This window comes from Bacteroides muris (ex Fokt et al. 2023), from assembly GCF_024704895.1.
Classification (GTDB): Bacteria; Bacteroidota; Bacteroidia; order Bacteroidales; family Bacteroidaceae; genus Bacteroides; species Bacteroides muris.
Genome location: NZ_JAMZEE010000014.1, coordinates 25,851 through 39,234 on the forward strand (window position 1 = coordinate 25,851; position 13,384 = coordinate 39,234).

Sequence of the window (13,384 nt, forward strand, 5' to 3'; positions counted from 1 at the left end):
ACTAAAATCAAAACCACTCTCTACGAAATAGGCACCCTCATTATTTCCGACACCGGCATTTGGCCATAAGTTACGGAAACTTCCAACAAACATTCCGTTCGTGCTTCCACTCTTGTATCAGCAGAATACTTACTTTGTTCTGCCATTTCCAGGTTATTCATAAATCTCTCACAACTAAGTAATGAGAAACAAGCAATTAATAGAATTAAGTTTTTCATGAGTTAGTCCTCCTTATAATTAGTGTAACCATAACCTTCTTGTTGCTTGCTTACGTGAAATTTAAGTGAGTGCCAGTTCTTCGTGTTAAAGATCCATTCCGGAAGTTCGCCGGACAGACGATTTCCCTGCAAATCGGGAGGACTGATTCTCGGTTCATCTTTCCATGCATCAAAAGACAGCTTAGTTATATTATTGTTCCAGCAACCTATATAAACTCCATTTAAGTACATGACAAAAATTTGAAAACATCGAATTTTGGGGTATAAGTCGGACGCAGAAGTATTGTTGAAATCTCCTCCAACCCATACTTGACAAGCGACTTTGCCTTTCTTCCATGTTTCAGAATCCTTATCGGTTTAATATTTATATCTTTATGTTCACCAACGAGATATGCCCATACAAGAGCCATGCAGACCATCGCGACAAGTCTTGCGATGCGGTCCATATCACGCATATTGGTGTCCTCGATGTTGAAGCCGGAAGATTTCATGGCTCTAAAGGCCGTTTCTATCTCCCATCGTTTTTTGTATGTCAAAATCGCCTCCTCGGGCCGATTGAAGCATATGAGAATCTGCAATTCCGGAACACCATCGGAGTTTTTGATCCGGCTTCCGGCAAGATAGACATACTCCCCTTTGTGAAGAAAGAGCTTATGGAAGAATTTCTCCTGACCGACCTTCAAGTCATTGAACAGCCACCATGCACGGATTCTTTCACCGGTGGAAGGCTTGACAATCCAGAAATTCTGACGTATTCGAATGCAATACCGTATGCGACGGCTGTTGAGCCATCCTGTCCATTCCTTTCCGATGAACTCGCGGTCTGCCACAAGGCAGTCGATGCATTCCGCTCCGAAAAGACGGATAAAACGTTCCATAATCTTCTTGCGTTCTTCCCAGTTGGAGTTGCCACGTTTAGAGAGAAGACTGAATATCAAAGGGAAGGCAATGCCTTTATAGGTGATGCCCAACATAAGAATGTTGATATTGAACTCCCCGAACTTCCAGTTGGTGCGATCCATGCTGAGTACAAGACCGGTCTTGACGGGAAGCAGCGAGAAAATCATACGGGCTATGATGTCAAGGTCAAGAACATACCTGGCAAAGAATCTTTGGAGCCGTCTGAGGTTGGAGTCCTTGTCGACAGTCGTAGGCATCGCATCAGCCAGTTTGTGAAGGCTGACAGTCTGCACCACACAGAGTGCATGAAGCAGCAGCGCCATAAGTTTTATGCGTGCCAGATTCATACTTTGTCCAAAATGCTCTTGCATAATCGGGAGGATTTGGTTAACTTTGACCGAGTCCTTGAAATTAGTAGTTTTCATGAGAAAAAGCGACCAAACTTTTCCTTTAAATTACTAAATTTCAGGGACTTTCGCAAATTTAATCACTTGTAAATTAGATGTTTAACAGCATAAAATTAAATTTTGTCATCTACTAAAAAACTCCATATTTTAATATTTCTATCGGAAATTCTCCCGATAATTGGTTATTGTGAAAAACTATATTCTTTATTTTATCCAATTTAGCTAGCGATTTGGGAATAGAACCGCTAACTTTTGTGTCGCAGATAACGAGTTTCTGCAAGTTTGCAAGATTCCCCAGTTCTTCGGGTAACGGACCATTCACGAAGTTATTTCCGATAGTAAGTTGCTCTAAATTAGTTAATTTCCCTATTTCGGGTGGAATAAGTCCACTTATCTGGTTAAATCCTATGTAAAGATAAATTAAATTCGTCAATTCACCTATCCAAGAGGGTATTTGTCCTGACAAAGTTCCACCGCCAAGTCCAAGGACTCGTAATTCTGTCAACTTTCTGAAATCATCGGGAAATTCCCCGCTAAAACTTCCATAATAGTTAAATCCAACAATACGGTATTGGTTGGTTGAAGTTTCCAAAGCTATGTCCACTCCACCCCATGTTTGAATATCTTTCAAATCCCAATCATAGCCCCAAGGTCCAATCTTTTTGTATATATTGACCATGGCCAAACTGTCAGACTCATTTAGATGAGGAGCTGTATCTTTAGGCTCTTCTAACGATGGAACATTAGAGTTGCAACTAATAGTACATGCAGCTAACATGTAGATAATGAAGAGGCGAATAACAGAGATTGTTTTCATAATATTTACTATTAAATTAGCTGATTTTCAAATATATAATTTATTTTCTGAAAATGAGTATAATCTCACCACTATTTTAATGGAATTTCAAGAAAATGCGGCACAGATTGAATGTTCTCGGTATTTTCTCTTCAATAAGCTTATTACCAATGCTTTTGCTCCTAACTATGAAATGCTGTTTTTATCAGAAGAACTCTGCCATTGACCTGCGATTTGTCAATGACGGACAGTAAAAATTGTTTTAAATTATATTGAGTTTACGTTACATTAAGCCAAAACAGCCTTGTCGTTTGCTTTGATGCATGGTAATCGGTAATTTTGTGTTCAAAAAAAGATAGTGATTCTACCGAAACGCTTTCCTTATCATCCCCCGGCTCAATCCTGTCTGCACCGCTCCCCGCATCAGGAGGTAGGCGAGGAAAGCAAGCCACAGCGCATGGTTCGCCAGGACGGGACGTAGTCCATAATACAAGACGAAGAAGCTGACGGCTGCTGCGGCCATGGACAATAGCATTCCGCGCGTAGCGGTGGCGCCGATGAAGATGCCGTCCCAGATGAAAGCGGCTATACCGACGGCAGGAACGGCAAGCGCCCAGTAGAAATAGGTGTCGGCAACCGCTATCACTTCTTTGTCATCCGTCAATAGCCCGAGGAAAGCATTACCTCCCAGCGCATAGACCAGTGTAAAGAGAACTGCCATTGCCACTCCCCATCCAAAGAGATGCCGGACGGTGTCTGTAAGGGCTTCCCGGTTGCGTGCGCCTATGTATCTGCCGCTCAGTGCCTCGCCTGCGTAGGCAAAACCATCCATTACATACGAGAACAAAGTGAAGAGCTGCATCAGCAGCGTGTTGACGGCCAGAATGATTTCGCCCTGCGAAGCTCCCGCCGAAGTAAAGAACAGGGTGACGGTCACCAGGCAAAGGGTACGCAGAAAAATATCCCTGTTCACTTGGAAGAACCGGAGCATCGCCCCTTTCTCCCAGATACCTGTCCCTTCTTTCCCTTTAATTCTTAATTTATAATTTTTAATTTCCCAGTATCTCTGCAACTTTCCATAATTGCGTACCCAGAGTGCCAGCCCCATCAGGAAACCGGCATACTGGGCAATCAATGTCCCCAGGGCTACCCCTTCTACTTTCATTCCGCATAGATAGACTAGGCTGAGACTGGCAATGATATTGGCCATATTCTGTGTGATGGCTATATACATGGGAATACGTGAATTCTGCATACCGATGAACCATCCCGTGAGTCCGTATAGTCCCAGCATGGCAGGTGCCCCCCAGATGCAGATGTGGAAATAGCGCGTTGCCATCTCCCTGACTTCGTTTGTGGGATGGATGAGAAAGAAAGCGCCTTGCCTGATAGGCGTTTGCAGCAGGATGAGGCAGAACGCCACCGCCAATCCTATGCCTACAGAACGTATCAGCAGACGTACAACTTCCGGCAAATCCCGTTTGCCGAATGCTTGCGAGGTCATTCCACTGGTACCCATGCGCAGGAAACCGAAAATCCAGTAGATGATGTTGAACAGCATTCCGCCTACGGCAATGGCGCCGATATAGGCCGGTGAGCCTAAGTGTCCGACAATGGCTACGTCAATCAGTCCAAGCAAAGGAACGGTGATGTTTGATACGATGGAAGGCAAGGCTATTTGTAGGATTTGTCTGTCTCTGGGTTTCATTGGTAACGCTTGTTTCATAAGACTGGCAAAGTTACGTAGAAAAAGAGATAAAAAGACCGAAAACAAGCCCGGAAGATGCTGAGGAAACCTAAAAAAAAGAAAATCAAAACAGTTTCTAACTATATTTTGTTGATGTTTGCAGTGAAAGTGCGTAAATTTGTAGGTGCATTTCCATGGAGATGATTCAGACTGTTAAACTATTATATACTTTAAGAATGAAATCCTTAACTTTACTTTTCTCTTTGTTTCTGATGTTGCCGTTGCCGGTTTCTGCGCAGTCGGCGGGTGAACTGTTGCAGAAGGTTTCCGAGGCGTTGTTCGGAGGCAAGGATGATTATGCCGTAAGCTTGTTTCGTCAGTCGGCAGATGCCGGTGTGGACTGTACGGAAATGTTCTATTGGACCAATGTGGACAAGAATAGTGAGGTGGCTCCCCGCTTTGCAGATGTGCTGGCTGCGCACTACAAGGAAATGCGAAATTACGATAAAGCCTATCTCTTCTATAAGGAGTTCTTGCAGCGTCATCCTAAAGATGTGCCTGCACTTGTTTCTTGTGCCGAGATGGAAATGATGCGGGGACAGGAGAAAGATGCCTTGAAAACCTATGAAAAGGTATTGATGCTGGATGCCGACAATCTCCAAGCCAATATCTTCTTGGGGAATTATTATTATCTCCAGGCCGAGAAGGACAAGAAGAAGCTTGAAGAAGACTATAAAAAGATAACTTCCCCCACAAGGATGCAGTATGCATGCTATCGCAACGGACTGTTCGACGTGTTCACCAATAGCTACGGCAAAGCTAAGGCATACCTGCAACGCGTGCTTCAAGTATTCCCCTCCATGGAAGCAGGCAATACGCTGGAAAAGATAAAGAAGATGGAGCTGGAGCTGAAATAGCTGTCCGCATCCCGACTAATAGGAAGGGGCTGTTTGTCTCTTATTTCTCTCCGGTCTCTTTTAATCTCTTCAGATATTCCGAAGGTATGCAGCCGAATTCTTCCTTGAAGCATTGCCGGAAGTAGAACGGATTGTTTATACCTACCTTGAAGGCTATTTCCGAGATGTTGTATTTGCCTTCCAGCAGATATTGCTCGGCATACTTCATCCTTATTTTGCGGACGTATTCGTTGGTGGAAAGTCCGGTAAGCGCTTTCATTTTGCGGTAGAGCGTGGAGTTGCTCATGCACATTTTGTCCGAAAGATAGCTGATGTCTATTTTGTCTGAAGATAGCCGTTCCTCTATCGAACTGGGCGATGACGCTTCTGCCCGCGATGCTCTCAATCAGGTGCGCAGACGTGCCAAGTTGGATGACGTTACGGCAAGTGGAAAGGCATTGCAAAGTGCCATTCGCCAGAAACGCCGTTTGGAATTGGCTTTCGAGCAGAACAGGCTGTATGATATTCGTCGCTGGACTGATACAAATGGTAAAAAGATGATTAGCAATATTCTGGGACCGAACGGCTCCTTTGTAAAGTGGAACACTGAAGAGGCTACCCGTGATGCTCTTGAGTGGGAAAATCAAGGTGAAGCAAGTGACAAAGGCATCACTTTCAACGAGAACCGCGACATGGTGTTCCCCATTCCTTTGTACGAAATCACAATGTCCAACGGTTCCATTACCCAGAATCCGGGCTGGAATTAAACACATTCTGATGAAAACAGATTGTTGTAGGAACTGATTATTCAATAGGTCTTTATATTCTGTCGCGGATAGTTTGCAATGGATTATCCGCGGCAGTTTTTTTAATCCGAAACAATGTTATGAATTTGAGATGTATTTTTATTCTTCCGGCACTGCTTGCCGCAATGGCTTGCAGCGACGATTCTCCCGTTACACCGGATACTCCAGACACTTCTGATAGTCCGGACATTACGAACAGCGTAGAGAAACTGGTGAGCATCGATGCCGGACAGACTTTCCAGACAATAGCCGGCTTCGGTGCCTCGGACTGTTGGGCGCCTGCCTTTGTGGGCAAGTCATGGACTTCGCACCGTGCGGGGATTACGGAACTGCTTTTTTCCTCAGAGATTGTGGGTGGCAAACCGAAAGGAATCGGCCTTTCCCAATGGCGGGTGAATCTTGGTGGCGGCAGTGCCGCGCAAGGTGAAGCCAGCGGCATCGAGGACAAAACCCGTTGTGCGGAATCCTATCTTACCGATGACTTGACGTACGACTGGACCCGTTGCGAGGGACAACGTTACTTCATGGACCGTGCCAAGGAGTTGGGATGTAACAGTTTCATTCTTTTCAGCAATACCCCTCCCGTGCAGTACACTTATAATGGAAAAGGATTTTCGGCCAGAGGGGGACTTTCCAATCTGAAACCGGAACATTATGGTGACTTTGCAGGATATATGGCCGATGTAGCGGCCCGTTATACCGCTGAAGGCTATCACATAAGCCATATTTCGCCCGTCAACGAGCCGCAGTACAGCTGGGACAGCGGCCAGGAGGGCAGTGGCTGGACCAATGACGAAGTAGCTGCATTGGCACGCGAGTTGGATATGTCGTTGGATGCCCGGGGGCTTTCCACAGACATTCTCTTGGGCGAATCCGGTGACTGGGAGTATCTTTATAAAGTGAAAGGTGGGACTGCGTACGCTGGAATTTGATGCCGACAAAGGTTTTGCCCTCAACGGCAACTGGATGAAGGTAAAAGGCGTATGCCTGCATCATGATGCATGGGACATCTGGAACTATGACGAGGGACAGAACATACGCGTGGTGTGCTATACCAATGCTCCGCAGGCGCGCTTGCTGCTCAATGGCAAGGTGGTAGGCGGGATGAAACCCTATGATGAAAAGACCGGTATTATCTATTGGGATATTCCTTTCCAGGCAGGTGAGCTTCGTGCTGAGGGCTGCGATGAGGAAGGAAATGCCTTGTCAGGCTATTCCATCCGGACGTCCTTATGCCATTCGTGCCACTGCAGACCGCACGATTTTATCTGGCGACCGTGCCACTGCGCATATTACCGTAGAGGTGGTTGACGAAGAAGGTGCTGTTGTGAAACTTGGCGACAATGAAATTACGTGTGCAGTTGAAGGGCCTGAGCGTCTGCTTGGGCTCGAAGGCTCTGACAACAGTGACATGAGTGACTATACCGATAACCGTCACCGTGTATACCACGGGCGTTTGCTGGCCTATATACAGACTACCGGAGGGGAGGGAACGGTTAAAGTAAGGTTTACTTCCCCCCCCTTCTGAAAGGAGCCGAAGTGAAGTTTGAAGTAGGGCAGTAGTACACTGCTATGGACTTGTGTTTGTGCCATCGTATTGGCACAGTTGTGCCAGTACGTTGGCAAGGCTGTGCCAATACGATGGCACAACTTTGCCAACGCGATGGCACGGGTTGTGTATTTCTTATAGAATGTATTGCACTTCCTTGAAGAGATATTCCCGTTCACTTCCTCCTTCATCCTCCAGCACGAACCGTCCGTCTTGCTCTACACGCAGCAACCGGGCAAGGAACTTGCCGTTGGCATCTTCATAAGGGTGCAATCCCCGGCGACGGAAAAGGGAGCGGGCATACCGTGTGGATATCTCGTCGGAGTAGGCGGAGAAGTCCTCCATTTGGAGGCTGTTGTAGTAGATTTGTATACGTCTCAGGATATGGGCAAGGATTTCATAACGGTCGTGCTCCTTTCCGGTGATTTGTTTCAGTGAGACGGGGTTGGGAGCATCACTGTTGAAGACTTCCTGGTTGATGTTGATGCCGATTCCGGCAATGCTGCGCTTGATATGGTGTCCGGAAAGGTCGTTCTCTATCAGTATGCCGCAGATTTTCCGGTCTTTCCAATAGATGTCGTTCGGCCATTTGATGGTGATTTCATCAGACCATCTGCTCAGTTCTTCCTTAATAGTGAGGGAGACGATTTGTGAAAGGATGAACTGCCGGCGGGCTTCCAGAAAAGAAGGGTAGAGTACAACGCTGAAAAGCAGGTTCTTGCCTTCTTCGGCTTCCCAGGTGTTGCCGCGCTGGCCTTTACCGGCAGTTTGGAACTCGGCAGTCACGGTTGTTAGTTCGGCAACGGATTCTTGCAACTGGTTGCAAAGCTGGCTGAGGTATTGGTTGGTCGATGCCGTCTCGTCCAATGCCACCAGCGGGAACGGGAATGTGTCAGGGCAGGGCTTCATATTCGGTACGCATTTTTTTGGTGAACTTCTTCAATACTTCTTCCACGGAGTGGTCTATCAGTTGCTTCAACAGTTTGTCGTCGACGTCACCGTCAAGGAACACCTGGTTCCAGTACTTTTTGTTGAAGTGATAGGCACCTTCGATGGCAACATAGTGCTCCCGCAGTTCGAGTGCATATTCGGGGTCGCATTTCAGACAAATCTTATTGGCACTTTCCAGGTCGATGAGTGCAAACATTTTACCCATGACCTTCATTACGAGCGAGTATTCGTCGAACGGAAGGCATTCCATGACGGCCTTTTTGCTGAGGCAATATTCGCGGGCGGTTTCTATGTCCATGATGGTATTTACGGTTTACAATTTATGATTTACGATTACAATAACTCTCATTTGTCAGTTATCAAAACATGGGCGGATAGAAGGCATCCTTCATGTGCTCTATCCTGAATGCTCCCGGTTCGCCTACGGCTGTTATGATGTCGAAGCGAACGGGTACATCCAGGCAGAAGAGCTTGACATAGGCATCGGCCGCTACGACAATACGGCGTATTTTCTGCCAGTTCACGGCATCCTGCGGCTCGATGTAGTCCGTATTGCTACGGGTTTTCACTTCCACTATTATCAGTTCTTCGTCTTTGGCAGCCACTATATCTAGCTCCAGGTGATTCTTTCGCCAATTACGGTCGCGTATGGTGTAACCGTTCTGTTCCAAATATTTGGCAGCGGCGTCTTCACCGGCTTTTCCAAGAATATTGTGTATTGCCATTATTCCGGCAACTTAATCATGCCTTCATGTCCTCGTCGGTAGATGGCAGGGACCTTCAAGGCTTTGCCTCTCATCAGGGTTTCTGCACTGCGTGTTGTGGGTATCGGAGCCTGACCGGTGATTTCCTGGATGGCACGGGCATATAGGAACTCTTTATCCGAACCATAGTCTCTGTATACGTAATATCCGTCTCCTCTGCCGTAAGGGTCGTTTTCATCTATTTCGATGTCAGGTGTGAACCCATTTTCATAATCTCCAACACCTTTGGCATTATAGCTCTGGAAGGTAATGGGAACTACTTCGTAGACATTATTTCTTATGGTATATTCTACTGGTTCCATACCTACATTCTTACCGGTAGTTCTTTTACCTATAAGTGTTACTTCTACATCTATTCCCTTTAGAGAATTGATGACAAGTTCACTGGCTGATGCTGTTCCGCTACCTACGATACAATAGACGTGCTGAAGGTTTAAGGCACCTGCTGATAGAGATGTAGCCAGATTCTCATAGTTGGAATATGCAAACAATTCTTCCTCACGTTTATTGTTGCGTTTTTCCATTCTTTCTTTATTATATCTCAGGCTTGTAAACACCTTGCCTTCAGATTTTGCGCCGGCTATACAAGTTGCTATTAGGTTGGCTGATATAACGTGGCCACCTCCATTGTAACGTAAATCCAAAATTAGGTCAGTGATATTCTGGCTTTTGAATTCTTTGAATACATCGAATAATTCTTGGTCATATCCAGCCTCAAATCCAGAATAAACAAGATAGCCGATCCTGTGCCCTGGAGTTTCTTCTTCTGTTGTCACTTTGCTGAAAAGAACAGGATTGCAGTACATGGCTTCAGAAGATATGTCTTTTTCCTGGGTACCTCCCTCCATATCCTCCTCTGTAATTTTCAGACTGAAAGCCGAAGCAGGTATCAGTAAATCTAGGTAATGTTGCCAATAATTATTCATGGTTAACTTCTCTCCGTTTATTTGCATGATTGAGGAACCTCGTTTAATACCTGCTCGTGCTGCCGGTGAATTGGGATAAACACCTTGTACAAAGAAGTAGATAGTGTAATTATCTTCACTTCCAATTGCTCGGACGTCTGCTCCGGTAATACCGAAACTGTAGGTTTGTTCTTTTTTTACCCATTGAGTGGAACGGGTTGAACCGATGGGATTTTTTTTCTGTATGTATGAAAAGAGAGTATATTTCCCATCAGCAGTAGCCTTTTTATCCAAAGTATTGGTAGTCATACTTCCCAATGCATCATAGAAGAAGTCTTCATAGCCTTTGTTATGGTCAAGATTCAACGTTTTGTATTCATCGTTCCAGAGATACATTTCCCTCAGATATTCGTCAACTTTTGCGTTAATCTCCATATCTTCAGTGGTTTGGAGAACACTAGTCCCCTTTTGTGTAACTTCAAAACTTGCAGGAGAATAGCCGTCTATATTAATGGAAATTCTGGCTGTCCGGTCGGTGGTGGAACTTGTACTTACAGATAATTTCAAGGTGCTTTGTCCTTTTGTACCCGAGGTCGTATTCAGTTTGCACCAATCCGCTCCTGAGGTGACGGAAGCTACCCATTTGGCTGCAGCATTGAAGCTTACAGACAACTCATTATCCTGGCTGATCTCCAGGGATTTTCCCTCTGTCCAACTCTGATTGGTTATGCCGATATTAAGTTTATTATCGTCATCGTCACTACATGAGATAAAACTTATACTGAACAATGTGAGTAGAAAGAAACTAAGATAATTTACATGTTTCATACCTTTTAAATTTAGAACTCTCCAAAAATACGTTTTTAATTACTAAATTAAGATGTTTTTAAGAAATACTTTAAGTTTACCGGTCAGAAAAATATTTCAGTGCTATTTAAGTGTTTCCGATATAAAAATTACGTAGGTTCGTTTTGTTTTTACAGAAGTAAAAGTAATTTTGCAGGAAATATGAGAAAGAGAGATAAAACGTGTGCAAAAGCAACGCCCGAAGAACCGAAACGCGAGCAGCGCATGGTATGCCTGATGAGCGAGGAAGAACTGCGGATTGTAGACCGTTATCTGGATAAATACAAGATAACGAACAAGTCGCGCTGGCTGCGGGAGACTATTCTCATGTTTATCCATAAGAATATGGAAGAGGATTATCCTACTTTGTTTGGTGAGCACGATATGAGGAGGTGAAAATTAAGAATTAAAAATTGAAACGGAGTGGCGTTGGACGATAGCTATTATATGAAACAGGCGCTTCTGGAGGCGCATAAGGCAGGTGAACGGGGAGAAGTTCCCGTAGGTGCGGTTGTGGTTTGTAAGGACTGTATCATAGCCCGTGCCCATAATCTGACAGAGACCTTGACAGATGTCACCGCCCATGCCGAGATGCAGGCCATTACCGCTGCCGCTGCAACCCTTGGTGGCAAATATCTGAATGAATGTACTCTCTATGTCACAGTGGAACCTTGTGTGATGTGTGCCGGTGCCATTGCTTGGGCACAGATGGGACGCCTGGTGTTTGGCGCCGAGGATGAGAAAAGAGGGTATCAGCGCTATGCCTCGCAGGCATTGCATCCCAAAACAGAAGTAGTAAAAGGAATCCTGGCAGATGAATGTGCCGTCCTAATGAAAGAGTTCTTTGCCGCCAGGCGCAAATAATCCTTTATCCTTAATTCCTACTCTTTGATTTCTTCAAAATCCACATATTCTCCTTCGTCTTTGGAGAACAGTTTCTTGTGGCGGGGACGTATTTCACCCTCTTCGGCTTGTGCCTCCTCAGGCGATTGTTTATTATCATTGTAGGAATACCCTCCCGGCTGGTAATTACCATTTCCTTTTTGGTAGGGACCGGAGTTGGAGGAAGTACGGTGTCCACCCAATCCGAATATGGTTCGGATGACACTACCGATAATGCTAAGACCAATGAGCAGAATGGCAATTATGATGATGAATAAAAATCCTAAAATATGAAACATGGGCTAATGTCTTTTTATGTGTTCGTTTTCTGCGAACTTCAATACAACAATTGTGCCATAAAAATGTTTATTTACTTTTCCTTGTAATAAGCGAAAGTAGTATATACCACACGATAATTGCAGCAAAGCTGCAGATTCCCAAGAAGATAAGGAACGGAATGCAGACAAGTAGGAAAATGAAGCTTGTTTTATTGTCCTTCCATGACAGATTCTTGAATTTGAGTGAGAACATTGGAATCTCCGATACAAGCAACCATGAGAAAAGGCAGACCAGCAGCAACAGATAAACCGGATGGAAGCTGTTGCTCACCAAACAGTCGTGAGCGCCCGTCACCAATGAAGCCCAAAACAAGGCATTTGCCGGGACGGGAAGTCCTACGAAAGAGCTTGTCTGGCGGGTGTCATTGTTGAATTTGGCAAGCCGTAGTGCAGAGAACACGGACAAAAGAAATGCGAGATAGGGAAAAACGTCGGCCATGCTTTCCATTGTGCTTGGATAGTTCATTTCCTTGAACAAGGAAAATACAATCAGGGAAGGGGCCACTCCGAAACTGACATCATCTGCCAGAGAATCCAAATCCTTGCCGATAATGGAATGTGCGTTCAGTGCACGTGCCATCATGCCGTCGAAGAAATCGAATACGGCACTGAAGATAATGAAAGCGAGTGCCCATTCATATTTGGCTTCGGATGCCATGACACAGGCAATGCACCCGGAGAATAGGTTCAGGCAGGTCAGAATATTTGGAATATGGCGGGTAATGCAGTTTGCCATTGTTGTTCTTTTATTATTTAAGTTTGGCTATCACAGTCTGATTACCGGTAGTCTGTTGTCCTAGTTTAACGAATACTTCGGTGCCCAACGGCAGAAAGACGTCCACGCGGGAACCGAATTTGATGAAACCCATATGCTCGTCGATATAGCATTCCTCGCCCGGTTCGGCATAGGTTACGATACGGCGCGCCATGGCTCCGGCTATCTGTCGTGCCATAATTTCCACGCCTTCCGGAGTTTCTATTACTACAGTGGAACACTCGTTGTCGGTGCTGGCTTTGGGCAGCCAGGCTTTCATGAACTTTCCGTTTTTGTGCCACACTTTCTTTACCGTACCGTCTACCGGATACCAGTTGGCGTGTACATTGACCAGGCTCATGAATATAGATACCATGATACGGCGGTCGTGGAAGTATTCGTTTTCTTCTACTTCTTCCACCACTACGATTTTACCGTCGGCAGGAGCTATCACGACTTTCTCTGTTTCCTGTCCGAACAAACGGATGGGACAGCGGAAGAAGTTCACTAGTATACCATATACAATGAGGCTAATGACCGCTACTACGTAAAAAGGAACTTTGCATTCCAATCCGAAGTAAAGGGCAGTGTTGACAGTCAGAATCAGAGCCAAGCTGCCTGCTAATGTATGTGTTCCTTCACGGTGTATACGTATCTTTTTTAATCTTTTTAATCGACTCATGTA

At 45.3% G+C, this 13,384-nt stretch carries 13 protein-coding genes and 4 pseudogenes; 6 read left to right on the forward strand and 11 right to left on the reverse strand.

Features of this window, described 5'->3' with window-relative positions; translation table 11 throughout:
- Positions 1-439 precede the first annotated feature (439 nt).
- The 3 genes from M1B78_RS07575 to M1B78_RS07585 all read right to left on the reverse strand — a co-directional run bounded on the left by M1B78_RS07575 (position 440) and on the right by M1B78_RS07585 (position 4,029).
- Positions 440-1,543 carry an IS4 family transposase gene (locus M1B78_RS07575; RefSeq protein ID WP_257940325.1) on the reverse strand — a complete coding sequence of 368 codons (1,104 nt, stop codon included), beginning with the start codon at positions 1,541-1,543 and terminating at the stop codon, positions 440-442.
- Positions 1,544-1,655: 112 nt separating this feature from the next.
- On the reverse strand, positions 1,656-2,342 hold the full coding sequence (locus M1B78_RS07580) for a leucine-rich repeat domain-containing protein (RefSeq protein WP_257940326.1): 687 nt from the start codon (positions 2,340-2,342) through the stop codon (positions 1,656-1,658).
- A 343-nt stretch (positions 2,343-2,685) separates the two neighbouring features.
- On the reverse strand, positions 2,686-4,029 hold the full coding sequence (locus M1B78_RS07585) for an MATE family efflux transporter (protein WP_136009533.1): 1,344 nt from the start codon (positions 4,027-4,029) through the stop codon (positions 2,686-2,688).
- Between the two features lie 215 nt (positions 4,030-4,244).
- On the opposite strand from M1B78_RS07585, the gene M1B78_RS07590 reads away from it, so the two are divergent.
- Positions 4,245-4,925, forward strand: a complete 681-nt coding sequence (locus M1B78_RS07590; RefSeq protein WP_257931586.1) for a tetratricopeptide repeat protein — start codon at positions 4,245-4,247, stop codon at positions 4,923-4,925.
- Between the two features lie 40 nt (positions 4,926-4,965).
- Here M1B78_RS07590 and M1B78_RS07595 read toward each other — a convergent pair.
- Positions 4,966-5,271, reverse strand: a pseudogene (locus tag M1B78_RS07595) (helix-turn-helix domain-containing protein); the annotation flags it as partial.
- Between the two features lies 1 nt (position 5,272).
- Here M1B78_RS07595 and M1B78_RS07600 point away from each other — a divergent pair.
- From M1B78_RS07600 to M1B78_RS07610, 3 pseudogenes are all read left to right on the forward strand, one after another.
- Positions 5,273-5,671 (forward strand): annotated as a pseudogene (locus M1B78_RS07600) (RagB/SusD family nutrient uptake outer membrane protein); the annotation flags it as partial.
- Between the two features lie 119 nt (positions 5,672-5,790).
- Positions 5,791-6,624: pseudogene (locus M1B78_RS07605) on the forward strand (glycoside hydrolase); the annotation flags it as partial.
- 67 nt (positions 6,625-6,691) lie between these two features.
- Positions 6,692-7,273, forward strand: a pseudogene (locus M1B78_RS07610) (DUF4982 domain-containing protein); the annotation flags it as partial.
- Between the two features lie 121 nt (positions 7,274-7,394).
- On the opposite strand, the gene M1B78_RS07615 reads toward M1B78_RS07610, so the two are convergent.
- The 4 genes from M1B78_RS07615 to M1B78_RS07630 all read right to left on the reverse strand — a co-directional run bounded on the left by M1B78_RS07615 (position 7,395) and on the right by M1B78_RS07630 (position 10,707).
- Positions 7,395-8,168, reverse strand: coding sequence for a biotin--[acetyl-CoA-carboxylase] ligase (locus M1B78_RS07615; RefSeq protein ID WP_257940327.1), 774 nt, complete (start codon positions 8,166-8,168; stop codon positions 7,395-7,397).
- Positions 8,152-8,508 carry an MmcQ/YjbR family DNA-binding protein gene (locus tag M1B78_RS07620; protein ID WP_257940328.1) on the reverse strand — a complete coding sequence of 119 codons (357 nt, stop codon included), beginning with the start codon at positions 8,506-8,508 and terminating at the stop codon, positions 8,152-8,154. Before M1B78_RS07620 ends, M1B78_RS07615 begins: the two co-directional genes overlap by 17 nt.
- A gap of 61 nt (positions 8,509-8,569) precedes the next feature.
- On the reverse strand, positions 8,570-8,935 hold the full coding sequence (locus M1B78_RS07625; RefSeq protein WP_257940329.1) for a YraN family protein: 366 nt from the start codon (positions 8,933-8,935) through the stop codon (positions 8,570-8,572).
- Positions 8,935-10,707: a S41 family peptidase gene (locus M1B78_RS07630; protein WP_257940330.1), complete on the reverse strand. Its 1,773-nt coding sequence runs from the start codon at positions 10,705-10,707 to the stop codon at positions 8,935-8,937. The genes M1B78_RS07625 and M1B78_RS07630 overlap by 1 nt, the downstream gene beginning before the upstream one ends.
- 180 nt (positions 10,708-10,887) lie before the next feature.
- Between M1B78_RS07630 and M1B78_RS07635 the strand changes: the two genes are divergently transcribed.
- A complete protein-coding gene (locus tag M1B78_RS07635; protein WP_117856960.1) occupies positions 10,888-11,121 on the forward strand; it encodes a hypothetical protein in 234 nt (77 codons plus the stop codon).
- A gap of 33 nt (positions 11,122-11,154) precedes the next feature.
- A complete protein-coding gene (locus M1B78_RS07640) occupies positions 11,155-11,589 on the forward strand; it encodes a nucleoside deaminase (RefSeq protein ID WP_257940362.1) in 435 nt (144 codons plus the stop codon).
- A gap of 17 nt (positions 11,590-11,606) precedes the next feature.
- On the opposite strand, the gene M1B78_RS07645 is transcribed toward M1B78_RS07640, so the two are convergent.
- The 3 genes from M1B78_RS07645 to M1B78_RS07655 form a co-directional block, all read right to left on the reverse strand.
- Positions 11,607-11,906 (reverse strand): DUF4834 family protein, encoded by a 300-nt coding sequence (locus tag M1B78_RS07645; protein ID WP_257931583.1) that lies wholly within the window; start codon positions 11,904-11,906, stop codon positions 11,607-11,609.
- A gap of 67 nt (positions 11,907-11,973) precedes the next feature.
- Positions 11,974-12,681 (reverse strand): CDP-diacylglycerol--serine O-phosphatidyltransferase, encoded by a 708-nt coding sequence (gene pssA / locus M1B78_RS07650; RefSeq protein ID WP_257940331.1) that lies wholly within the window; start codon positions 12,679-12,681, stop codon positions 11,974-11,976.
- 13 nt (positions 12,682-12,694) lie between these two features.
- Entirely contained in the window at positions 12,695-13,381 is a 687-nt protein-coding gene (locus M1B78_RS07655) for a phosphatidylserine decarboxylase family protein (RefSeq protein WP_136009548.1), read from the reverse strand.
- Positions 13,382-13,384: the final 3 nt, after the last annotated feature.